Raw genomic sequence first — 21,835 nt, forward strand, 5'->3', positions numbered from 1 at the left:
CCGCGAGAACACGCGGAATTCCGAGGCTTCCTCAGCCGGGCGTCCCCTGGGTGCGCGGCACCCGCTTTGGGGACACCGCGCATCCCGAGATCGACGAGCAGCGACGCGTCACTCCCCCAGCACGCGCCGCAGGTAGACGTTCTCGAATCGTCGCTCCGGGTCGAGACGGTCGCGCACCGCGAGGAAGTCGTCGAACCGGGGATACGTGCTCCGTAGAGACTCGGCGTGGCGTGTGTGCAGCTTGCCCCAGTGCGGCCGGCCGTCGTGGGCCATCATGATCTCCTCGACCGCCGCGAAGTACTCCGTCGAGTCCTCGCGGTAATAGCGATGCACGGCGATGTAGCCGGTATCGCGTCCGTACGCCGTGGAGAGCCAGTTGTCGTCCGCCGCCGCCGACCGCACCTCCACCGGGAACGAGATGCGCCAGCCGCGCTGCTCGATGAGCGCCTTGACCTCGGCGAGCGCGCCGGGAACCGCCTCCCGGGGGATGGCGTACTCCATCTCGCGGAAGCGCACGGTGCGATTGGTCACGAAGACGCGCGGAGACACGTCGGTGAAGTCGCGGTTGCCCGTCAGCTTCTGCGCCAGGCGGCTGAACGGGGGGATGATCGCGGGGGCGACCGTGCCGAGCGCGCAGACCCCGCGGTAGAGGCCGTTGGCGAGGAGTTCGTCGTCGACCCACCTGCCGAACGTCGGCAGCGGAGCGGACGGCGACGACAGCGGCAGGCGCGTGTTCGTCTTGGTCAGCGCCGTCTCGGTGTGCGGGAACCAGTAGAACTCGAAGTGGTCCTCGGACGCCGAGCGTTCGAGGAAGGTGTCGAGGGTGTGCTGCAGCGGCTCAGGGCGCTCCACCGCCTGCAGCAGGTAGGCCGGCACGCACTGGATGGTCAGGTCGACCAGTACGCCGAGCGCCCCGAGCCCGAGGCGCACGGCGGGCAGCAGCTCGGCGTTGGTGGTCTCGTCGACGGTCAGAAGGTCGCCCGTGCCGGTCACCAGGGTCGCGCCGACGATCTGCGTCGCGAGGCCGCCGAACCCTCCACCCGTGCCGTGCGTGCCCGTCGAGGTGGCCCCGGCGATCGTCTGCCGGTCGATGTCTCCCATGTTCTGCAGGGCGAGCCCGTGCTGACGCAGCAGCTTCGGAAGCTCGTGCAGGTGCGTCCCCGCCCCGAGCCGTACCCTGCCGCGCTCGACGTCCACGTCCACGATTCCGCTCAGGGCGCCGAGGTCGAGCTGGACGCCGGGGGCTACCGCGATGCCGGTGAAGCTGTGGCCGGCGCCGACCGCCTTCACGCGCATCCCCTGTCTGGCCGCTGCTGCGACAGCGCGCTGGACCGCCTCGGCGTCCGCGGGTCGTTCGACGCGGGTCGGGCGGACGTGCTCGGTGCGCGCCCAGTTGCGCCAGACGGCGCCGGTCGCCGTCACAGGAAGACCTGTCCGTCGCCGCGGTAGCTGGGCACCGTGCCCACCACGGTCGCCCGGCCGTCGACGGTGTCCACCAGGTGGAACTCGTTCACGTGCTCGCTCAGCTCGCCGGATTTCGTGTGCCGCAGCCACACCCTGTCGCCGACCCGCATCACCCCGGCGGCGGCGCCGGTGAGCGGCGTCTGCACCTCGCCGGCCATCTCGCGCGCCACCATCGATAGCCCGGTGGGCCAGACCACCTGCGGCATCCTGTCCGGTCCTGGGGGGCCGGATGCGATCCAGCCGCCGCCGAGCAGCGTCGCGATGTCTGGCCCTGGCCTGCGCACGACCGACAGCGCGAAGGAGGCGGCGGGCGCTGGACGGAACCCGGCGTACCCGTCGAACAGGTAGCCGCCGAACAGGCCGCTCCCCGCCGCGATCTCCGTCACGGACTCGTCCGAGGAGGTGAACTCGAGCGAGCCTGTCCCTCCTCCGTTCACGAATTCGAGGTCGGCGACCTCGCGCACCGCGCTCACCGCCTGCGCCCTCCGGTCGAGTAGTTCCGCGCCGGAGTTCTTCTGCATCCAGCGCACCGTCGCGCCCCACGCGGGCTTGCCTGCCGGTTTGTTCCCCTGCCCGGCGATCTGCGCCTCGTACGCCATCATGCCCACCAGGGTGAACCCCGGCCTGCGCACGATCGCCTCCGCGAGCTCCCGCACCGCTGTCGGCGCGTGCAGCGGCGAGCGGTAGACGCCGATGTGGCCGAGCACGGGACTCAGCCAGGACGCGTCCAGTTCGATGCACAACCGGATGCTCGCACGCTGCGAGGGCGGGACAACCGCGTCGATGAAGTCCAGGTGCGCGACGGAGTCGACCATCAGGGTCACCCGGGAGGCGAGCTCCGGCGCGAACGCCAGGCGCGCGATGGCGACACGGTCGGCGGTCGGATAGCCGACGACGACGTCGTCGATCGGCGGGTGCCCGTCCGTGCCCTCCGCGAGCCACAGCGCCTCCGGCAGCGTGTACGCGAGCACGCCCGCGTATCCGGGGAGCGCGAGCACCGCATCCAGGACCGACCGCACCCGCACCGACTTGGAGGCGACCCTGATCGGCTTGCCCGCCGCCCTCCGCAGCATGTCGTGGGTGTTGTGGCGGAGCGCTGGGACGTGCAGCACGGCGAGAGCAGGGTCGAGCCGGGCGGTCGCCGCCGAGAGCGACGGCCAGAATGCATCCGGAGTGGTCCAGGTGCGCTCGGACGGCGCCGGTTTCGTACTGAGGTCGAGGTCGTAGGTCATCAGCGCACCGCTTTCACTCGTGCGACCGCAAGAGCACCCGCGAACGCGAACAGACCGGAGAGGACGAACAGCCCGACGAACCCGCCGAGCGCTGCGACGATGCCCGCGCCGATCAGCGGGGCCATCGCCTGGGGGACGGCGGTCGCGATGTTCATGATGCCGAGGTCCTTTCCGCGGTTCTCCGGGTCGGGAAGCACCTGGGTGGCGAGCGCCTGGTCCACAGAGAGGAAGCAGCCGTAGCCGAGTCCGAGCAGACCGGCGGCGATCATCGCCACCGACAGTTCAGGGACGAACGCCAGCAGCAGTGCGGCGACCCCCTGGATGGCAGAAGAGAGGAACACGAACGCCTTGCGCCGCCCGATCCTGTCCGACCAGCGGCCCATCACCAGGGAGGCGACGATCACGAACACCATGTAGATGAGGATCAGGACCAGCAGGTCGTCGTCGGCGTTCTTGTCGTGCAGCCCGAACTCCAGGAAGTAAAGGAGCAGCGACGTTCCGAACGCGTTGCCGAAGTTGACCAGCACGCGGCTGAGGAGGGTCCAGCCGAAATCGGGATGCTCGCGCGGCGAGATCCACAGGCTCTCGATGATCCCCCGGAACGTCATCTTCTGCCGCAGGTGCGCAGGAAGCACGGCGTCCGGAAGGAAGAGGAACGGCAGGACCAGCACGAGCAGCAGCACCGCCATCGCGGTGTACCCGAACAGGGCGCCGACGAACACGTACGTCACCAGCGAGACGCCGAGGATGATCCCGATGGCCTGCGGTGCGCTGATCCAGCCGGAGACGTAGCCGCGCTGGCCGACGGGCACCTGGTCGCTGATCGTCGCGGTGAGGGCGGCGGTGAGGATGCAGAAACCGGTGAGCGCGAGCGACCAGAACACGCCGATGCCGACGATGCTGGTCTGCAGTCCGAGCAGGATGAGGGACACGGCGAACACGACGGCGCCGCCGGCGATCCACGGGCGTCTGCGGCCGAACCGGCTGGTCGTGCGGTCGGACAGGGCGCCGGTGAGCGGGTACGCGATGATCGCGCAGACGCCGGAGATCCCCGAGATGATGCCGAACACCACCACGTTGTCCACCCAGTACGTGGTGTCGAGCTGCTTCTGCACCTGATCGGGCAGCAGCTTCTGGATGGGGGCGAGTTGCGCCATCCAGACGCCGAGCCAGGCGATCGCGAAGAACGCGATCCAGCGGCCGGGCACCCGGCGGGTCGGCTCGGCGAAGACCGCCGGAGCTGAGGTTTCTGTCATCGGAGTCCTGCGTTCGGGTCGAGGGCGGAAGGAACAGGAACGGGTGTTGCCAGCGTCGCCACAGCGTCGGCGGCGAAGTCGATGGTCGCCTGGGCCGCCGCGTCGTCGCGGGTGACCAGCCAGGCGACGGTGAGGCCGTCGGTGAGGACGACGAGCAGGCGCGCGACCTCGTGCGTGGGAAGCGTCCACGTACATCCCGTGATGGCGGCCGCCTGCACGACGGCGTGCTCCGCGACGGCGAAGTAGCGTTCGTACTGGCGGCGGGCCAGGGGCGCGAAGCCCGGTTCGCGCAGCGCCCACTGGGTGAGCTCGAACATCGCCTTCTCGCGGTCGGGGTCGGCGCGGACGGCGGCGAAGTAGTGCTCGAGGCCCGCGCGCACCGCATCCCGCATGGTCGGCGCATCCGGCAGCGCGTCCGGAGCCTCGAACACGGGGGCGAATGCGGACTGCTCTCCGTCGACGACGGTGTTGACCAGCTCGGCCATCAGCTCGTCGCGCGAGGTGAACGCGTAGTGGAAGCTGGCGAGGGACATCCCGGCCTCCGCGACGATCCTGCGGGTGGTGGCAGCGGCGACCCCGTCGCGCGCGACGACCGAAAGAGCGGCCTGCACCAGAGCGGTGCGGCGTTCCACAGCGGGGATGCGTGTCACGGCGGACTCCTCGACGGCGGCTTCCCACGCATCCTCGCGCGAGAAGTGGGACGGTTGACCCAGTTGTTAGTATGCCGTAAATCGGGCCAGGGAGTTTGACAGGACGGGCCGCGCCACCTGAAATGGGGTGGAATGCGCGTGTTTTCGTCAGATGTTTCGCCACCAGTCCGGTCGAGGGGGTCGTCCGGACTGCTTCTGTCTGCCCTGATCCTGGTGGGCGTCGCGAGCGCAGCCACCCTCGGCGTGATCGGCACGGCGGCACCGGCGACGGCGGCCACCTCGACACCATCGGCGCCGTCCGATTCCTCGGCCCCCGACTCACAGCAGGCATCGCCCGATTCGCAGCAGCACCCGCAATCCGCCCTCCCTCAGGCCACACCGTCTTCGTCGCCCTCCGACACCACCACGCCGACCTCTCCTCCCCCGACGTCCGGGCCGCCGACGATCGACCAGCTCCCCTCCGGTCTCGTCACCAGGTTCCCGCTCGCCGTCTCCGGCTCCGGGACGGCCGGCGACCTCATCCACGTCTCGGCCGGCGCAGCCAGCACCGCCGGCGCCCGCTGCGACGCCCCCGTCAATGCGCAGGGCGACTGGACCTGCTCCATCTCCACGCCTCCGGACGGTCCTGGCGTCACCGTGCGCGCCGAGTCGCGGGACAGCGGCCTCAGCGCATCCAGCAGGGTGGATGTGCTCTCGCCGCCGGTCATCGCCTCCCAGAGCGGCACCCTCGTCTCCGGGGGCGGCGTGCACGGCACGGCGTATCCGGGGGCGACCGTGACGGTGCGCGCCGAGAACGGCTCCAGCTGCTCGTTCCCCGCCGACTCCGCAGGAACCTGGGGCTGCGTGCTGAGCAAACCGCTGCCGAGCGGCACGCACAGGATCACCGCAACACAGCGCGCCCCGTTCTCCAGCCAGTCCTCCGGCACGAGCGCCCCCGTGGCGATCACGGTCGACACCACGCCGCCGGCCGCACCGACCATCGGGTCGCCTGCTCCGGGCACCGAGGCGCCGGTCGGGGCGCCGCTCGCCTTCTCCGGCGCAGGAGAGAACGGCGCCAAGGTCACGGTCTACGGCAGCGACGACAACGGAAGCACGGTCGTCTGCTCCGCCGTCGTCCACGGCACGTCCTGGACCTGCAGCGGAAGGCTCGGCGCAGGACGCTTCACGGTCTCCGCCCTGCAACGGGATGCGGCCGGCAACGTCAGCGGCGGGTCGAACGCCGTCGCGATCACCGTCCTCACCGCTGCCCCCTCTCCGTCGACCTCGCCGGAGTCGCCGTCCGTGACGCCGTCGCCGCACAGCACTCCGAACCCTGCCGCACCCGTCGTTCCGCCGGGGACGACCCCCAGCCCGACCCCGTTCGACCCGTACAACGGCAACGGATCGCCGGGCGGCACGCCCGACTGGCTGGACACGCCGTTCACGAGCGCCACCGCGCCCGTCGTCTCGGTCGAGGCGTTCCCCGGCTGGCTGCGCTCCCTGCTGCTCGCGGCCGCCGCGCTGCTCCTGCTCGCCCTGCCGGCCCGGCTGCTCGCCGTCACGGTGGCGCGTGAACGCGACGGACGGGAGAAGCGGAGCCGAGCGAGCATCTTCGGACGCAACCGCAGCCGGGCAGAACTGCGGGATGCGGACGCGCAGTACGCGGGCGCCGCCGGGTCGGGGGCGCGAGGCGGCGGCGCGGCGGGCGGCGCATCCGGAGCACGGGGCGCATCCGGAACCGGCGCGACCGGCGCAGGCGCGGCTGGCGCCCTGGTCGCAGGAGAGATCGAGACGGCGGCCCCGCGCAGCCCCTGGTTGATCCCGACCGCGTTCGTCGCAGCGGCGGCACTGGTGACGCTGTCCAGCCCCGTCGACGATGCGGGAGCCTACCTGCGGGTGATCCTCGCCGTCGCTGTCGCGCTGGCCGCGGTGAACGCGGTCTGGGTCGCCGTCGCCCGCTGGGTCTCCCCGCACTTCGGTGGCGGTCGCGTCACGTTGACCTTCCGCCCGTGGATGCTCGTGGTCGTCGGAGTCGCCGCCATCGCATCCCGCCTGCTCGGGCTCCAGCCCGCCCTCCTCTTCGGGCTGATCCTCGGTGTGGCGTTCGCCGGCGCCGCCGGTCGGGTCGCCCGCGGACGCGTCGCCGCCGTGCAGGTCGCGGCCGTCGCCCTGCTCGGCGTGGTCGCCTGGCTGACGGTCGGCGCGCTTCCCCAGCCGACCGGCGTCTTCTCCGCGTTCCTCCGCGAGCTCGCCAACGCCGTCTCCCTGCTCGGCCTCGGCTCGGCGGCCATCGCCCTGCTGCCCATCGGCAGCCTCGCAGGGCGCGCCGTCTTCCAGTGGTCCCGCGGAATCTGGCTCGGCCTCGGGCTCGTGATCTACACGCTGCTGTTCGCGCTGCTCCTTCCTGTCGCGTCATTGGTCGAGACCGGGCAGGGAACGCTGGTCGTCGCGATCGCCGTGTTCGCGTTCGCCGCACTCAGCGTGTGCGTGTGGCTGTGGGAGAAGTACGTGGAGCCGGAGCGCTAGACCGCATCCAGGTAGAACCAGTCGGCGCCGTCACGCACGAACCGGGATGCCTCGTGCTGCACCCCTCGCTCGTCCCCTTTGTAGTACGCGGAGAACTCGACCACGCCATCCAGGTCGAACGGGCCGCCGCGCTCGGTGCGCTCGATGTCGAGCCGGTACCAGCGAAGCCCCGCGTCGAGTTCCAGCGTTTCCGGACGCGTCGACGCGTGCCAGCTGCGCAGCAGGTACGCCGCGTCGCCGAGTGCGAACGCGGAGAAGCGCGACCGCATCAGGCGTTCAGCGGTCGGGGCGTGCTGCTCGGCGCGGTGGAGCGGGCCGCAGCACTCGTCGTACGGCAGGCCGCTCAGGCAGGGGCACCGGGAGGAGGACACCGGACGAGCCTACCGGCGCTCCGGCCCGCACACAGAAGGACCCGGCCGTGACGGTTTCGGGGGAATCGAGGTCACGACCGGGTCGGAGACACCACACCAGTTCGGCGTCTGCATCCAGTGTGCAACCGCCAGGTGAGTGCGTCCTTTCCGCCCGCTGAAAGTCCTCACAGCGACGAGACACCAGTACCTGCGTCGGCGCGCGGCGTGTCGCCGGCAGTTACTGGCTTCTCGCCGCGTCGCCGGCGGCGACCACGCAGAACCGGTTGCCGTCCGGGTCGGAGAGCACGACGTAGTCGGCTCCGTCCTCGTAGTCCCAGTCGACCGTGGATGCGCCGAGCACGAGCAGGCGCTCGACCTCTGCATCCTGGTCGAAGGCGTACAGGTCGAGGTGGTGCCGCTGGTGGTGGGCGGACGGGCTGGTCACTTCTTTGATGGCGAGCTGCGGCCCGCGCCCCTCCTTCGGGACGAGGATCGCCCAGTCGACGTCCGGCTCCCGCAGCGGGCGGTAGTCGAGCGCCGCCGTCCAGAACTCGATGGCGCGCGGCACATCCCGCACACCCCACACGATCGAACCGATGCGCATCATGGCCTCAGTATCCGCCAGCCGCGGTGCGACCGCCAGCGTTCGACGGTGTACCGTAATCGCATGGCTGGTTTGCTCATCGGATTCATTTGGCTCGTCGTCATCGTCGGCGGAGGCCTGTCGCTGGCCGCCCTCGTGCAGATGGCGAAGTCGCCGTACCGCAACCGCTGATCCTGCGGTAGCGCCGCGCGGCGGCGCAGCCCCGGCGACGCGTCAGCGCAGCCCGGCGACGCGTCAGCGCAGCCCGGCGATGAAGAGGTTCAGCACCCGGCGCAGATCGTCGCGGGTGTACCCGCTCTTGTTGGCCGCCCAGGCGAGCGAGCTGGCGAACACGAACAGATCATCGGCGTTGACGTCGTCGCGCACCTCCCCGGCATCCTGAGCACGCTTCAGCAGCAGCGCCGTCGACCTCTTCATCGAGCTGCACGGCGCCGTCAGTGGCGATTCCGGATCGCAGACGGCCTCGGCCACCGAGTCGGGCAGCCCGTCGAAGCTGGAGAGGTGTCTGGCGAGCTCGATCAGCCACTCGTTCAGCGCCTCGCCCGCATCAGGCCTGGCCAGAAGCTCCGCGGCCTTCGCGTCGAGCCCCTGCCTGCTCTCGACGAGCGCGGCGGCGAGCAGGCACTCCCTGCTCGGGAAGTGCCGGTACAGCGTCCCCGCCCCGACGCCGGCCTTCTTGGCGATGTCGTCGAGCGAGGTCTGGACGCCGTGCTCGGCGAACGCTTCGCAGGCGACGCTGACGATCTTGTCGTAGTTGCGCTGCGCGTCGACGCGCAGCGGCTTGGGCTGGGTGATGGTGTCGCCGCCCACTCGAGCTCCTTTTCTGAACTGTTCACTCTGTCGCCATTGACAAAGCGGAGACTGTCTCCATATTGTTGATCACTCAAGAGGAGAGTCTCTCCGGATAGCAGTCTAAACCCCGCGGAACGGAACGCACCATATGTCGACCACCGAACTCAACGATCCACCCACTTCCCCGCTCCCCGCCGTCAGGTCCACCCCGGCCGCCGCATCCCGCGCGACAGGCGCACCCCGCGCATCCCTCGGATCCCGGTCGTCCCTGCGCGGCCCGGCGCTCGGCCTCGTCGTCGTCTTCATCACGCAGCTCATGCTCGTGGTCGACGCGAGCATCGTGAACGTCGCCCTCCCCGACATCCAGAACGAACTGCACTTCTCCCCCACGGACCTGTCCTGGGTGGTCACCGCCTATGCGCTCGCGTTCGGCGGCCTCATCCTGCTGAGCGGCAAGATCGGCTCGATCGTCGGCGCCCGGCTGGCGCTCATGGTCGGCGTCGGCCTGTTCATCGTCGCATCGGCGCTCGGCGGCTTCGCGCCCACGCCGGAGATCCTGGTCGCCGCCCGCATCCTGCAGGGCGTCGGTGCAGCCATCGCAGCACCGAGCACGCTCGTGCTGCTCGTCGCCAACACCACGGAGGGCGCCAACCGCGCCAGGGCGATGTCGCTGTTCGTCCTCGCCGCGGGCAGCGGCGGTGCGATCGGACTGATCCTCGGCGGCATCCTCACCACCAGCTTCGGCTGGGAGTGGGTCATGTTCGTGAACGTGCCGATCGGCATCCTGATCATCGTCGGAGCCGCCCTGTTCCTCACCGAGACCGAGCGCGTCCCCGCCAAGCTCGACCTGGGCGGCGCTGCCGTCTCCACGATCGGGATGGTCGCCCTCGTCTACGCGTTCACCCGCGCGGCGAGCCACGGCTGGTCGGACGCGCAGTCCATCGCCTCGTTCGTGATCGCGGCGGCATCCCTCGTCGGCCTGGTGTTCATCGAGCGCAGGCACTCGAGCCCGGTGGTGCAGCTGCACTTCTTCTCCCGGATGCGCACGGCCGCCCCGCTGCTCGGGATGCTCCTGGTCCCCGCAGGAATGTTCGGCTTCTTCTACTTCGTGACGCTGTTCACGCAGAAGGTCCTCGGCTTCGACCCGCTCGGCACCGGCCTCGCCCTGCTCCCGTTCGTGGGCGCGATGCTCATCACCAACGAGCTCGCACCCCGCTACCTGCTCCCGCGCGTCGGCGAGAAAGTGGTCGGCGTCATCGGCCTCAGCGGGATGGTCGTCGGACTGGTCTGGCTCGGCCAGATGAGTGCATCCAGCACGTTCCTCAGCGGCATCCTCGGGCCGGCGATCGTGCTCGGCATCAGCGGCGGCCTGACGTTCGCGCCGCTGACGTCGATCGCGATGGCGCAGGCTCCCTCGACAGAGGTGAGCGCCGCATCCAGCCTGGTGCAGGGGATGCAGCAGCTCGGCGGCAGCGTCGGCGTCGCGGTGCTGACCACGGTGTTCATCTCGGTCACGGCGACGTCCGGTGAAGCGCACGGGATCTCGACCTCGCTGCTGCTCGGCGCGGCCTTCCCCGCGGCTGCCCTGGTGCTGTTCGCGATCTGGGGGCGGCGCATCCCGGCGACGGACGGGGCGTCCTCCGGTGCGGCGGGGCCGGTCGGGATGCACTGAGTCGGGGTCCGCGCGCACCAGCGGCGTCCACGGGGTTCCGTGGGCGCCGCTGGTGCGCGCGGAGGCGGCAGTCCTGTGCTCGGACAGTCACGGTTCGGCGCTACGCCAGGCAGCCGGAGCCGAGCGCCAGGTGCGCGACGAGCATCCCGTCGGTCGCCCACCACGCCAGGAGCACACCAGCCGCCGTGATGACGATGGCGGAGACGAGCCCCCGCCACACCTTCCCTCCCCGCACGCCTGGCGCGAAACCGATCAACGCGGCCACAGCGCCGGCGGTGACGAGCAGGAGGGGCACGACGCCGAACGCGATCAGGAACGTCACCCCGCTCTGCCCGGCCGCTCGCGCCTTGCACTCGTCGCCCCAGGTGTCCTCGACGACGATCGCGAACCACATCCACGCGACGAGCCCGGCAACGGTCGACAGGACGATCGCGAGCGTGAACCGCGCCGTGGCAGCCCTGCGGTCGTGCCCCCCAGACCCCTCGTTCAGCTCCCCCTCGTGCCGCTCCCCCTCGCGTTCTGTGCCCACGCGCTCACTCTGCCCGCTCCCCCTCCGAGAACGCCGCAACCGCGCCGGTACGATGGATGCCGGGCCCCCATAGCCCAATCGGCAGAGGCAGGCGACTTAAAATCGCTTCAGTGTGGGTTCGAGTCCCACTGGGGGTACGCGATCGCGCGGGCCGTCTCCCACGCCGGACCAGGAGGCGCGGCCTCCCCGACTCCCGTCCCCCACCGGGTGTACCATCGGCGCTGTCGGGCAGCGTTCCCCGCTCGGCGGCCCGGCCGTCGTTTCGGGTACGGCGTCCGGGCCGTCCTCTCTTCCGCAACCTCGTCCCGCGCGGTGTCCGCGCATCCGAAGGGCCTCCATGTCTCGCGCGCTCGTCATCGTCGACATCCAGAACGACTACTTTCCTGGCGGCGCGTATCCGCTGGTCGGGTCGGTCGCCGCAGCGGAGCGTGCCGCGAGCGTGCTGGCCGCGTTCCGTGAGGCCGGCGATCCTGTGGTGCACATCCAGCACGTCTGGGATGCACCGGATGCGTCGTTCATGCGCCCGGGCAGCGCGGGGGTCGAGATCCATCCGCTGGTGGCGCCGGTCGGCGACGAGCCCGTGCTTCGCAAGGCGGAGCCGAACGCGTTCGTGGGGACGTTCCTCGAGGAGACGCTGCGCGGGATCGCGCCGGACCAGCTCGTGGTGCTCGGGATGATGTCGAGCATGTGCGTCGACTCCACCGTGCGCGCGGCGTCGGAGCTCGGCTTCGATGTGACCGTCGTGCACGACGCGTGCGCGGCGCCCGACCTCGAGTTCGGCGGGACGACGGTTCTTGGGGATGCTGTGCACGTCGCGTTCATGGCGGCGCTGTCGGACAGTTTCGCCACCCTGGTGAGCGCCGACGACCTCGCGGGAGCGCGGACGCAGTACTGACGGACGCAGTACTGACGGACGCAGTACTGACGGGCGCAGTACTGAACGGACCCGGCGCTCAGACCGCCGCGCCGGCCAGCTGTTCCACCACGGCCAGGGACCTGCGCGTCTCCACCGTCGGCTGGTACTCCATCCCGAAGCGTCCCCGGTAGCCGAGCTCCCGCAGCACGCGGAACTGGTGCGCCCAGTCCGCGACGCCCGTGCCCGGCTCGTGGCGGCCGGGAAGGTCGGCGACCTGCACGTGGCCGACCAGTGCGATGTCTGGGCCGACCGCGGCGGCGATGTCCTCGTCCATCATGAGCGCGTGGTACGCATCCAGCAGCAGCCGGAGGTGCAGCGAACCGACCTCGCGGACGATGTCGAGGCCGTCCCTGGTGGACGACAGGAACGCGCCGACGTGGTCGACACGGGTGTTCAGCGGCTCCAGCAGCAGGGTCACGTCCGTGCCGTCGAGCAGCGCTGCCCCCGCCGCGAGGGTCGACACCAGTGTCGTCCGCTGCTCCTCGCGCGGGACGCCCGGCCGGTCGTCGCCGCTCACCACCACGAGGTTGGGCGCGCGCAGCCGTTCGGCGACCACGAGCGAGTCGGCCACGGCCTGGAGGAAGGGGGCGCGCATCCCCTGGTCGGTGAGCGGGAGCTGCGGGTCGACGATGAGCGACAGCAGTTCGACGCCCGTCTCGGTGAGGGCGGCGTCGATGGCGGCGATGTCTTTGTCGCGCCAGCCCCAGATCTCGACCGCGGTCAGTCCGTGGGCCGCAGCAGCCCGGATGCGGTCGGCCGGGTCATCGCCCGCCTCGGTGAACAGCCATTCCAGGTTCGCGGCGATCGACGACATTCGACGACGATAGCGCGAAAGCCGCCCGCGCGCGGACTACACACTCGCCAGCGCTCGTACCGCGGCCGACACGGCCAATGCTCGCGGCCGGCGCGGCCGCCGTGGTCAGCGCGCAGTGACGACGCGCTTTTTCAGGAACAGGATCGGCAGCAGCCAGCCGCCGAGCGCCGTGACGATCCACACGACCAGCGTGGCCAGGATCCAGGCTGTCGCACCGTCGATCGTGATGCCGCCGGGGAACAGGCTCGCGACCAGCAGTGCGAGGAACGTGGACACCAGACCGATGCCGCCCAGCAGCGCCGACGCGTACTTGCGCGCGATGTTGAACACGAACGGCGACAGGATGCTCTGCGCGATGGCGAACACGATGGCGGCGACGAGGAACCCGCCCCACTCCAGCCGCACGCCCGGCACCAGCCATCCGGCGACGAGCAGCCCGACGGCCGCGGTCACCAGGAAGATCACGGCGCGGATGAGGAATCGGATCACAGCGGTCTCCCGTCGACGGTGCTCCCGAGGATAGCGGATGCGCGCTGATCCTTCCGAAGGAGAACCTGCGGCATGCGCGCCCGAAACTCCGTCCGGACGGAGGAATCAGCGGCGTGTCGCCCCGAGATCCCGTCTGGAAGGAGCAGCCGGCGCGGCGCTCACGCGGCGCTGCCTTTCGCCGCTGTGGTGGTCAGCGGGATGCGGCGGTCGAGGACCGTGATGACGAGCAACAGGACTCCGATGCCGCCGAGCACCCAGCCGAGGGTGTGCAGGCCGGCGTCGGTGGCCTGGCGACCGAAGGTGATGCCGATGAGGCTGGAGGAGAAGATCGCGCCCAGGTAGGCGAACGTCCGGTAGAGCCCGGAGGCCACCGCGATCTCCTCGGCCGGCGCCTGCACGTAGAGCGTCGCCTGGTTGGCGAACCCGGTGAACCCGTTGGCGCAGCCGAGCAGCAGGGACATCCCGATCAGCACCCAGAGGCTCGATCCGCCGTTCATGAACTGCATCACAACCGCGCTCAGCACCACCGACACGGCGCCGATGACGAGCGGCCAGCGCACCCAGCCGCGGGTGGAGGCGACCCGGGCGATCACGATGCTGAGGCCGGACAGCGGCAGCAGGATGAGGCCGACCGCTGTTGCGCTGTATCCGGCGGCCTGCTCCATCCACTGGCTCGTGCCGTAGAGCACCGAGTAGACGACGAGCGCGGAGAGGGTCTGGCGCAGGTAGGTGCGCTGCAGCGGCCGGTTGCGGGCGAGCATCCGCATGTCGATGAGCGGCTTGGCGACTCGCCGCTCCCACAGGATGAGGGCGGCGCCGAAGACCGCGACCACCGGGAGCAGCCACCAGAGCGGCGAAGCGAGTTCGGACAGGAACACCAGCAGGCTCACGATCGTGCCGGCGAACAGCGCGATGCCGGGGATGTCGATGGATGCGATGAGCGCCCGGCCGCCCTGCCGCTCGCGCGGCGAGTCCTTCTCCACGCCGAGCAGCGTGAACACGAATGTGACGATCGCCAGCGGGATGTTCACGAAGAACAGGGCGCGCCAGCCGAACGTCCCTGCGAGCACCCCGCCGAGCGGCAGCCCGAACACCGTGGTGATCTGGGCGGCGATGGAGAAGTTGCCGAGCACGCGGGCGGGAACGCCGATGCCGTTCTCGTCCGCCCTGCGGCGCACGAGGGCCATCGCGGTCGGGTACGCGGCGGAGGTGCCGATGCCGATCAGCGCTCTGGACACCAGCAGGAAGCCGAAGCCGGGCGCCGCCGCCCCGACCACACCGGCGACCAGCAGGATGATCGCCCCGGCCATGAACACGCGGCGCGGCCCGAACAGGGTGGCGAGCTTGCCCATCGTGGGCTGGCTGACCGCGCTGCAGAGGTAGAGGACCGAGATCAGGCTCGCGGTCTGGCCCGGGCCCAGGTGGAAGTCGAGGCCGATGCCGAGCAGGCCGGTCGCGATCATCGAGCTGTTGATCGGGTTGAGCGTCGACCCGAGCAGCAGGGGGGCGGTGAAACGCCACCCGAACGGTTTGTGCGCGCTCACGGTCTCCGTGCTCCTGGTGTCGGTGTCCGTCTCGTCCTCCTGGAATGCTTTACGCGTGTGAACTACTTCTTTAGGTATACTAATCAATCGTGGATGCACACGCAAGCGAGACCCTCCCCGCCGACCCTGGCTTCCCCGCCGACGCCGGCTTGCCCGCCGACGACGACCTCGGCGAACGCGTCACGCGCTCGGTGGCCAGGATCTACCGCCGCTTCCGCGCCGAACGCACCAACGGCGAACTCGGCGACGCGGCGATGAACGTGCTCGGGCACCTGCACCGCTACGGCCCTGCCACGCTCACGGCGCTCAGCGACCACGAACGCGTCACCGCGGCCTCGATGAGCCAGACGGTCAACCGTCTGGTGTCCCTCGGCTACGCGATCAGGGCGGCTGACCCGACGGACGGCCGCCGCGTGCTCTTCTCCCCGACCGCCGAAGGCCACCGGGTCGCAGGAGAGGCACGGGCACGGCGCCACGCGTGGCTGGACGCCCAGCTCGCCACGCGCACCCCGGAGGAGCGCGTCGCACTCGCCGAGGCGGCACGCGTGCTCTGGGAGATGGCGGAGGGATGAGCCCGTTCACCCTCCCCTCCCCCGTCACCGCGGAGGTCGAGGTGCGGCGCAGCCGCTTCATCGCGCTCGCGACGCCGGTCGCCGACCGCGATGCAGCGCTGGCCGAGGTCGCGCGGCTCCGCACCGAGCATCCGGGCGCGAACCACGTCTGCTGGGCGCTGCTCGCCGGAGGCCACTCCGGGATGTCCGACGACGGCGAGCCGTCCGGCACGGCGGGGCGCCCCATCCTGGAGGTGCTGCGGCACCACGACCTCGATGGCGTACTCGGCGCCGTGGTCCGCTACTTCGGCGGCGTGAAGCTGGGCGCCGGCGGACTGATGCGCGCGTACACCGACGCGATCGCAGCCGCCCTGCTGGATGCGCCCCTGATCGAGCGCGTGCCGGAAACCGTTCTCGCCGTGCTGGCCGACTACGCAGACGCCGAACGCATCCGCCGCTGGGCGGACGGCGAAGGACACGAGACGGGCGACGCGGAGTACGGCGGGGCGGTGCGGTTCACGCTGAGGCTGCCGACGATGCAGGCGGCCGCAGCACGGGATGCGGTCCGCGACCTCACGCAGGGACGCGCCGTCGTCGAGGGCTGACGGCACCGCATCCACGCAGCCCCCGCATCCCCGCCCAGGCACGCGAAAGGGCCCGGCGCGATTACTCGCACCGGGCCCTCCCGTTCACACTCTCGCGCTACTTGGCTGCGACCTCGACCGGCTCCTTCGGAGCGGCCTTCTTGGCCGGAGCCTTCTTCGGAGCCTCGACGGCCGGAGTCGCCTCGGCCGCCGGGGGCTTCGGACGGGCAGCGAACTCCTCGAAGACGGCACGCGGGTGCTGGGTGGCTGCGAGCGACACGATGTCGCGGCCGAGCCAGAAGTTGTTCCACCAGCCCCACAGCACGCGCCACTTGCGCTCCCAGCTCGGCATGGCCAGGCCGTGGTATCCGCGGTGCGCGAACCAGGCCGGGAGGCCCTTGATCGCGAGCTTGCCGGACTGGAACACACCGGTTCCGAGGCCGAGGCCCGCCACAGCGCCCATGTTTTTGTGGAAGTACTGGCGCGGGAGCTCGCCGCGGAGGTCCGCGATGATGTTCTTCGCGAGCAGCTTGCCCTGACGGACGGCGTGCTGCGCGTTCGGCACGCAGAATCCGCCGACGCCGCCACCGGTGAGGTCGGGCACGGCCGAGACGTCGCCTGCACCCCAGGCGTCCTTGATGATCTCGTCGTCTGAGCCGACGCGGAGGTCTGCGCGGACGCGGAGACGGCCGCGCTCCTCGATCGGGAGGTCGGTGTGACGCACGATCGTCGGGTTGGCCATGACACCGGCGGTCCAGACGATGAGGTCGGTCTCGAACTTCTCGCCGGTGGACAGCTCGATGACGCCGTCGACGGCGCTCGCGAGCTGCGTGTCCAGGTGGATCTCCGCACCGCGCTGGGCGAGGTTCTTGATGACCCAGTGGCTGGTCGGGAGCGACACCTCCGGCATGATCCTGCCCATGGCCTCGATCAGGTGGAAGTGCGTGTCCTCGAAGGCGATCTGCGGGTAGTTCTTGAGCAGCGCGCTCGCGAACGAACGCAGCTCGGCGAACACCTCGATGCCCGCGAACCCGCCGCCGACGACGACGAACGTCAGCAGACGGTCGCGCTCCGGGCCGGCAGGCAGGTTGGCCGCCTTGTCGAAGTTGGTGAGGACGCGGTCGCGGATCGCGACGGCCTCCTCGATGGTCTTGAGGCCGATCGCCTGGTCTGCGACGCCCGGGATCGGGAACGTGCGCGACACGGCGCCTGCGGTGACCACGACGATGTCGTACTCGAACTCGTACGCGTCGCCGATCGGCGGCTGGATGGTCGCCGTCTTCTTCGCGTGGTCGATGTACGTGACCTTGGCGGTAACGACGTTGGTCTTGGTGAGGTGGCGGCGGTGCGCGACCACGGCGTGACGAGGCTCGATGGAACCCGCGGCGACCTCAGGAAGGAAGGGCTGGTAGGTCATGTACGGCAGCGGGTCGACAATTGTGACCTCTGCCTCCCCCTTGCGCAGCTGCTTCTCGAGCTTCCACGCAGTGTAGAAACCGGCGTATCCGCCGCCGACGATCAGGATTTTGGGCACAGTGGTGGGTCTCCTCAACACGAAAGTATGCAGTTAATCTACTCCCTGCTGACCGTCCCTCTGAAATGCCGGAACGCTCCGACCCCTCCAAGGGCCACCAAAGCGGCGAATCCGGTGATCAGACTGAACGGCAACCAGAAGCCGGTGAAGGCCGACCACTGCGGCCAGAGCAGCTGATCCACCCGCGCGGTCGGCTCAGCGGGGAGCGCCCGAGGGGTGGAGGTCGGCACCGGTGCGACGCCGGGAGCCGGGGTGGTGGGAACGTCGGCGCGCCGGTGGATGCGGATCCACTCGGTGAGGTCGCCCATCGGGTTCGCGGAGACGTGCGGCACCTTCGCGGTCACGGCGGCCGCCGCATCCAGGAGCCCGTAGCCGTAGATCGGGCTGGGGACGGTTCCCGGCGCCGCGCGGGCGGTCTTGATCAGCCGCTCGATCACATCCGGTGCCTTCAGCTCGGGATGCGCGGCCCTGATCAGCGCGACGGCTCCGGCCACCAGCGGGGTCGCCCCGCTCGTGCCCGCCCACTGCACGTACCCTCCCCCGGGGCTCACGCCGACCAACTGCTCGCTCGGTGCGGAGACGGCGATGGTGATGCCCTGCGACGACGCGTCGAAGCTCGCCTGCCCCTGCCGGTCGACGCCGGCGACGGCGACGACGCCGGGGATGGTCGCCGGGGCGCCGACCTCCGTGGTGCCGCTCCCCCTGTTGCCCGCCGCCGCGACCACCACCACGTCGTGCTCGAACGCGTACTGGAACGCGTCGTCCCAGCTGGTCGGCCAGTCGAGGGTGTTCCTGGTGAGGGACATGTTGATGACCTTGGCGCCGTTGTCGACGGCCCAGTGCACGGCGCTCGCGATCTGCTCGTCGCTGCCGATGGCTCCTGCCGCGGAGCCGAGGGCGACGGAGGCGGTCAGGATGCTCGCCTCCGGGGCCGCGCCGAGCACGCCGCTGTCCGGCCCTGTGCCGCGGCCGGCGAGCAGGGAGGCCACCCAGGTGCCGTGGTCGGCGGAGCCGGCGTCGCCGAGCGGCTTCTGACCGTTCGCCGCGCCGACGCCCGACACGTCCGTCCCTCCGACGACCGCGCCGGCGAGGTCGGGGACGCTGCCGTCGACGCCGGTGTCGATGACGGCGACCTTCACGCCCGCGCCCTTGGTGGTCTGCCACGCCTGCGCGAAGCCGTAGTCGTTCAGCCAGTACTCGAGGTCGCGCACCTGGTCGGCGTGCGCGACGGTGGACGGCGCGACAGCGGCGGCCAGCCCAAGCACCCCGGCAAGGGCGACGGCGGTCGCTGCGCGGCCGAGCCGCGTCATTCCGCGGTGTAGTCCTGGCACTCGCACACCTCGGGCGACCAGTCGGCGCGCGCCAGAGCGAGGTCGCCGATCGGGTTGACGCCGGGACCCGCCGCGAGGGCATGGGCGCCGAGAGCGTGCAGGCATTTGACACGCACGGGCATCCCGCCGGCCGAGATCCCGGAGATCTCCTCGACCACCGCGATGCTCTCCCTGTCGGCGAGGTATGCGCGGTGCGCGGCGGCGTACTGGTCGCGCACCGCCTCGTCCGACTCCAGCAGCTCGTTGTACTCGTTCATCACCTGGACGGCCTCCAGCTGCGACAGGGCGGCGGTGGCTGCGGGATGCGTGAGGTAGTAGAACGTGGGGAACGGCGTGCCGTCGTCCAGGCGCGGGGCGGTCGAGACGACCGTCGGGTTGCCGCAGACGCAGCGCGCAGCGATGCCGACGACGTTGCGCGCCGGCCGCCCGAGCTGGGCGGACACGGTCGCGATGTCCTGTTCGGTCACTGCATCGAAGGGTGGGGTGGTCATCACTTGCCGCCAGGGGTCGAGGTGGGAGTCGGAGTGGGGGCCGGGTTCGTGCCGCCGAGCTGCGCAGGTGTCGCGTCGCTCAGGCCGGCGCCCATGAAGGAGCCGAACAACGATCCGAGCCAGTCGGTCTCCGTCTTCTGCAGCTTCGAGCTGACGGGCGCATCCGTGGTCTGCGCCGCCGGAGGCCTGTCGTCGATCACGAGGTAGCTGACCTCGCCCGGCATCACGTAGTAGAGCCGGTCGCGGGCCTGCGCGCGGATGTAGCTGGGGTCGTTCCAGCGGGCGCGCTGCTCCTTGAGGTCTGCGACCTGGCCGGACAGTGCATCCACGGCCTTCTGCTGGTCGGCGATCTGCTGACGCTGCGAGATCAGGCTCTGCGCGGTCGGTGCGAGCACGACGACGGCGAGGATGAGGAGCCCCATCATCACCAGAGAGAACCCGGAGAAATGCAGTCCGCGCAGCCACCGTCCTGTCGCGGTTCCCGACGCCATGGCGACGGGGACACGGCGGGTACGAGGCGCAGCCACAAGCCCTCCTGACCCACGACGACAAACGGAACGGGACCGGCCGGGCCCCGCCAACAATCGTAAGCCACCCTCCTGCGCACCCCCTGCGCTGCCCCGCCGCGTCCCCCGATAATCGAGCCGGGAGTTATGCAGGCGACACGCCGTGTGGTGGTGTGCACAAGTCCGGGCTCGATTTTGAAGGGGGGTGCCCTTATGTCATTCGTCAAGAGGTCTGGTGTCCCGGCGCGTAGTGTGAGCGCATGGTAGAGGATTGGCGGTTGATGGGGCAGGAGTCTTATCTCGCCGGTCGGTCCTTGCGGTTTGCGCGATGGACGCCGTATCGGCTTGATTGGGATCATGACCACTGCGACTTCTGCTCGGCAGAGATTTCTGACGACCAGACGGGCCACGCCGACTTCAACGAAGCGTGGGTGACGGCGGACGACGATTACACGTGGGTATGCCCGAAGTGCTTCAACGACTTCCGCGAGCGATTCGGATGGATCGCCGCGGAGCGATAAACAGTCGCCCGCTGGAGGCTTCTCGCTAGGCGGCGATCTGTCGAGCCTGCGGCTGGTAGAGGGTGCCGTCGCGGAGCATGGCGTAGAGGACGTCGGATCGGCGTCGGGCGAGGGCGATGAGGGCTTGGTTGTGGCGTTTGCCTTGAGCGATCTTGCGGTCGTAGTAGGCACGGGATTCCGGGTCGCGGAGCGCGGCGAACGCAGAGAGGAACATGGCCCGTTTCAAGATCTTGTTCCCGCGCCTCGAGGGATGCTCGCCGCGGATCGAGGACCCGGATCGTCTCGTGACGGGGGCGAGCCCGGCGTATGAGGCGAGGTGCCCCGCGGTGGGGAACGTCTTCGTGGTGACCTCGGTGAGGAGCCGGGCCGCGGTCCTGACGCCGACTCCGGGCATGCTCGTCAGGACCGGTTGAAGAGGGTGCGCATCGACGATCTTCTCGACCTCGACGGCGATCTCATCCCGCTGCCGTCGCAGCGCCTGGAGTTGTTCGGCGAGGCGTGGGAGGACGAGCGCGGCGGCGGCGGCGGCGGTGCCGGTGACCACGACGGTCTGCTCGCCCAACGCGGTGATGATCTCCGCCGCCCAGACACGGCCTTTGCGGGGCGCGTTCTTGAGGAGTCGGTTCCTGAGTCGCTTCTCGCCCGCGGCGCGCATCGCGGCTGGCGATGGGTAGTGCTGCAGCAGGTCGAGGATCGCCGGATGATCCAGCCGGGGGCCGATCACCCGTTCCAACGCGGGGTGGATCTGGGTGAGCAGGCCTCTGATCCGGTTGCTCACCTGAGTGATCTGCCCGGCGAGGTCTTCGTCGAACCCGCAGAGCATCGACAGTTCCGCGACCTGTTCGTCGGCGACCTGGATCGATCGGAGCGTGTGCGGCATCGTTCGCGCCGTCTCCGCGATGATCGCGGCGTCCCTGGCGTCGGTCTTCGCCTCACCGGGGTGCAGGTCGGCGATGCGGCGCATCGCGAGCCCGGGCAGGTAACCAACGAGTGCGCCTTCAGCCTGAGCGACCGCGACTGGCAGCGCGCCGATCGTTGCCGGCTGATCGACGACGAGGAGTACCAGCCCATGCTGCTGCAACTGCGCTAACACCGCTCGCAGCTTGGTCTCGTCGTTCGGGAGCGCCCTGTCGAACAGTCGTTTCCCGGTCCGGTCGAGAGCGACGGCATGATGCTCGCCCTTGCCGACGTCGAGTCCGATGAATACGTCGACGTCGTCGTATCTGTCGATGCTGTTGACCACGCTGTCCTCCGCTCCATCCGACGGCGTCCGCGGGCGGTGTGTCTCGGCATCCACGTTACGAACGGCCTCGAGCAGGTGCTCGGGTCCAGCCCCTATCAGCGATCACGCACCGCCGACCAGGCCCGGTGAAAACACCCCCCAGATCATCAAGGACAGGGGCAGCAATCATGCCGGGCCCGGCAGGCCGTCACCGCCCAGCATGCTCGCCGAACGGGTCACGAAGAAAGTAACGGGGCGACGGGACGGAGAAGGCCCCC

General features: G+C 70.2%; 22 protein-coding genes and 1 tRNA gene. 7 read left to right on the plus strand and 16 right to left on the minus strand.

Annotated features, from left to right (window positions below; translation table 11 throughout):
* Positions 1–108: 108 nt before the first annotated feature.
* The 4 genes from ACIRCZ_RS06835 to ACIRCZ_RS06850 are packed head-to-tail and all read right to left on the minus strand — an operon-like array spanning position 109 to position 4,602.
* Positions 109–1,422, minus strand: coding sequence for a D-arabinono-1,4-lactone oxidase (locus tag ACIRCZ_RS06835; protein WP_402850995.1), 1,314 nt, complete (start codon positions 1,420–1,422; stop codon positions 109–111).
* Entirely contained in the window at positions 1,419–2,696 is a 1,278-nt protein-coding gene (locus ACIRCZ_RS06840) for an amino acid deaminase/aldolase (protein ID WP_402850998.1), read from the minus strand. Before ACIRCZ_RS06840 ends, ACIRCZ_RS06835 begins: the two co-directional genes overlap by 4 nt.
* Positions 2,696–3,952, minus strand: a complete 1,257-nt coding sequence (locus ACIRCZ_RS06845; protein ID WP_055895528.1) for an MFS transporter — start codon at positions 3,950–3,952, stop codon at positions 2,696–2,698. Before ACIRCZ_RS06845 ends, ACIRCZ_RS06840 begins: the two co-directional genes overlap by 1 nt.
* Positions 3,949–4,602 carry a TetR/AcrR family transcriptional regulator gene (locus tag ACIRCZ_RS06850; RefSeq protein ID WP_055895526.1) on the minus strand — a complete coding sequence of 218 codons (654 nt, stop codon included), beginning with the start codon at positions 4,600–4,602 and terminating at the stop codon, positions 3,949–3,951. Before ACIRCZ_RS06850 ends, ACIRCZ_RS06845 begins: the two co-directional genes overlap by 4 nt.
* 213 nt (positions 4,603–4,815) lie before the next feature.
* Between ACIRCZ_RS06850 and ACIRCZ_RS06855 the strand changes: the two genes are divergently transcribed.
* Complete coding sequence (locus ACIRCZ_RS06855) at positions 4,816–7,107, plus strand: hypothetical protein (protein WP_402851003.1); 2,292 nt, start codon at positions 4,816–4,818, stop codon at positions 7,105–7,107.
* Here the strand turns inward: ACIRCZ_RS06855 and ACIRCZ_RS06860 are convergent.
* From ACIRCZ_RS06860 to ACIRCZ_RS06870, 3 genes are all read right to left on the minus strand, one after another.
* Positions 7,104–7,478, minus strand: coding sequence for a YchJ family protein (locus ACIRCZ_RS06860; protein WP_402851006.1), 375 nt, complete (start codon positions 7,476–7,478; stop codon positions 7,104–7,106). The genes ACIRCZ_RS06855 and ACIRCZ_RS06860 overlap by 4 nt on opposite strands.
* 217 nt (positions 7,479–7,695) lie before the next feature.
* Entirely contained in the window at positions 7,696–8,064 is a 369-nt protein-coding gene (locus tag ACIRCZ_RS06865; RefSeq protein ID WP_402851009.1) for a VOC family protein, read from the minus strand.
* Between the two features lie 231 nt (positions 8,065–8,295).
* A complete protein-coding gene (locus tag ACIRCZ_RS06870; protein WP_402851012.1) occupies positions 8,296–8,871 on the minus strand; it encodes a TetR/AcrR family transcriptional regulator in 576 nt (191 codons plus the stop codon).
* 130 nt (positions 8,872–9,001) lie between these two features.
* On the opposite strand from ACIRCZ_RS06870, the gene ACIRCZ_RS06875 reads away from it, so the two are divergent.
* Positions 9,002–10,525, plus strand: a complete 1,524-nt coding sequence (locus ACIRCZ_RS06875; RefSeq protein WP_402851015.1) for an MFS transporter — start codon at positions 9,002–9,004, stop codon at positions 10,523–10,525.
* A 100-nt stretch (positions 10,526–10,625) separates the two neighbouring features.
* Here the strand turns inward: ACIRCZ_RS06875 and ACIRCZ_RS06880 are convergent, their stop codons facing one another.
* Positions 10,626–11,054: a hypothetical protein gene (locus ACIRCZ_RS06880; RefSeq protein ID WP_402851019.1), complete on the minus strand. Its 429-nt coding sequence runs from the start codon at positions 11,052–11,054 to the stop codon at positions 10,626–10,628.
* Between the two features lie 63 nt (positions 11,055–11,117).
* Between ACIRCZ_RS06880 and ACIRCZ_RS06885 the strand changes: the two genes are divergently transcribed.
* Positions 11,118–11,191: transfer RNA gene (locus ACIRCZ_RS06885), tRNA-Leu, on the plus strand.
* A gap of 200 nt (positions 11,192–11,391) precedes the next feature.
* The gene (locus ACIRCZ_RS06890) at positions 11,392–11,949 is read left to right on the plus strand and encodes a cysteine hydrolase family protein (protein WP_402851022.1); all 558 of its coding nucleotides are present in this window, start codon (positions 11,392–11,394) and stop codon (positions 11,947–11,949) included.
* Between the two features lie 58 nt (positions 11,950–12,007).
* Here ACIRCZ_RS06890 and ACIRCZ_RS06895 read toward each other — a convergent pair whose 3' ends face one another.
* The 3 genes from ACIRCZ_RS06895 to ACIRCZ_RS06905 all read right to left on the minus strand — a co-directional run bounded on the left by ACIRCZ_RS06895 (position 12,008) and on the right by ACIRCZ_RS06905 (position 14,817).
* Entirely contained in the window at positions 12,008–12,784 is a 777-nt protein-coding gene (locus ACIRCZ_RS06895) for a TIM barrel protein (protein ID WP_402851024.1), read from the minus strand.
* A gap of 105 nt (positions 12,785–12,889) precedes the next feature.
* On the minus strand, positions 12,890–13,273 hold the full coding sequence (locus tag ACIRCZ_RS06900) for a phage holin family protein (protein ID WP_402851027.1): 384 nt from the start codon (positions 13,271–13,273) through the stop codon (positions 12,890–12,892).
* 158 nt (positions 13,274–13,431) lie between these two features.
* Positions 13,432–14,817 carry an MFS transporter gene (locus ACIRCZ_RS06905; RefSeq protein WP_055895515.1) on the minus strand — a complete coding sequence of 462 codons (1,386 nt, stop codon included), beginning with the start codon at positions 14,815–14,817 and terminating at the stop codon, positions 13,432–13,434.
* 89 nt (positions 14,818–14,906) lie between these two features.
* On the opposite strand from ACIRCZ_RS06905, the gene ACIRCZ_RS06910 reads away from it, so the two are divergent.
* Positions 14,907–15,389, plus strand: a complete 483-nt coding sequence (locus ACIRCZ_RS06910) for a MarR family winged helix-turn-helix transcriptional regulator (protein WP_402851032.1) — start codon at positions 14,907–14,909, stop codon at positions 15,387–15,389.
* Positions 15,386–15,973 (plus strand): IMPACT family protein, encoded by a 588-nt coding sequence (locus ACIRCZ_RS06915; RefSeq protein ID WP_402851035.1) that lies wholly within the window; start codon positions 15,386–15,388, stop codon positions 15,971–15,973. Before ACIRCZ_RS06910 ends, ACIRCZ_RS06915 begins: the two co-directional genes overlap by 4 nt.
* A gap of 97 nt (positions 15,974–16,070) precedes the next feature.
* Here the strand turns inward: ACIRCZ_RS06915 and ACIRCZ_RS06920 are convergent, their stop codons facing one another.
* Genes ACIRCZ_RS06920 through ACIRCZ_RS06935 form a run of 4 tightly spaced genes read right to left on the minus strand, consistent with a single transcriptional unit; the run spans position 16,071 to position 19,835 of the window.
* Complete coding sequence (locus ACIRCZ_RS06920; protein ID WP_055895509.1) at positions 16,071–17,486, minus strand: NAD(P)/FAD-dependent oxidoreductase; 1,416 nt, start codon at positions 17,484–17,486, stop codon at positions 16,071–16,073.
* Positions 17,487–17,524: 38 nt separating this feature from the next.
* Positions 17,525–18,796, minus strand: a complete 1,272-nt coding sequence (locus ACIRCZ_RS06925; RefSeq protein ID WP_402851039.1) for a S8 family serine peptidase — start codon at positions 18,794–18,796, stop codon at positions 17,525–17,527.
* Entirely contained in the window at positions 18,793–19,308 is a 516-nt protein-coding gene (locus ACIRCZ_RS06930) for a DUF501 domain-containing protein (protein ID WP_402851042.1), read from the minus strand. The genes ACIRCZ_RS06925 and ACIRCZ_RS06930 overlap by 4 nt, the downstream gene beginning before the upstream one ends.
* Positions 19,308–19,835, minus strand: coding sequence for a septum formation initiator family protein (locus tag ACIRCZ_RS06935; RefSeq protein ID WP_157480373.1), 528 nt, complete (start codon positions 19,833–19,835; stop codon positions 19,308–19,310). Before ACIRCZ_RS06935 ends, ACIRCZ_RS06930 begins: the two co-directional genes overlap by 1 nt.
* Before the next feature lie 239 nt (positions 19,836–20,074).
* On the opposite strand from ACIRCZ_RS06935, the gene ACIRCZ_RS06940 reads away from it, so the two are divergent.
* The gene (locus ACIRCZ_RS06940) at positions 20,075–20,335 is read left to right on the plus strand and encodes a hypothetical protein (protein WP_402851045.1); all 261 of its coding nucleotides are present in this window, start codon (positions 20,075–20,077) and stop codon (positions 20,333–20,335) included.
* A 25-nt stretch (positions 20,336–20,360) separates the two neighbouring features.
* Here the strand turns inward: ACIRCZ_RS06940 and ACIRCZ_RS06945 are convergent, their stop codons facing one another.
* A complete protein-coding gene (locus ACIRCZ_RS06945) occupies positions 20,361–21,566 on the minus strand; it encodes an IS110 family transposase (protein WP_402851690.1) in 1,206 nt (401 codons plus the stop codon).
* Positions 21,567–21,835 lie beyond the last annotated feature (269 nt).

This window comes from Leifsonia sp. NPDC102414 (genome assembly GCF_044765685.1).
Taxonomy (GTDB): Bacteria; Actinomycetota; Actinomycetes; order Actinomycetales; family Microbacteriaceae; genus Leifsonia.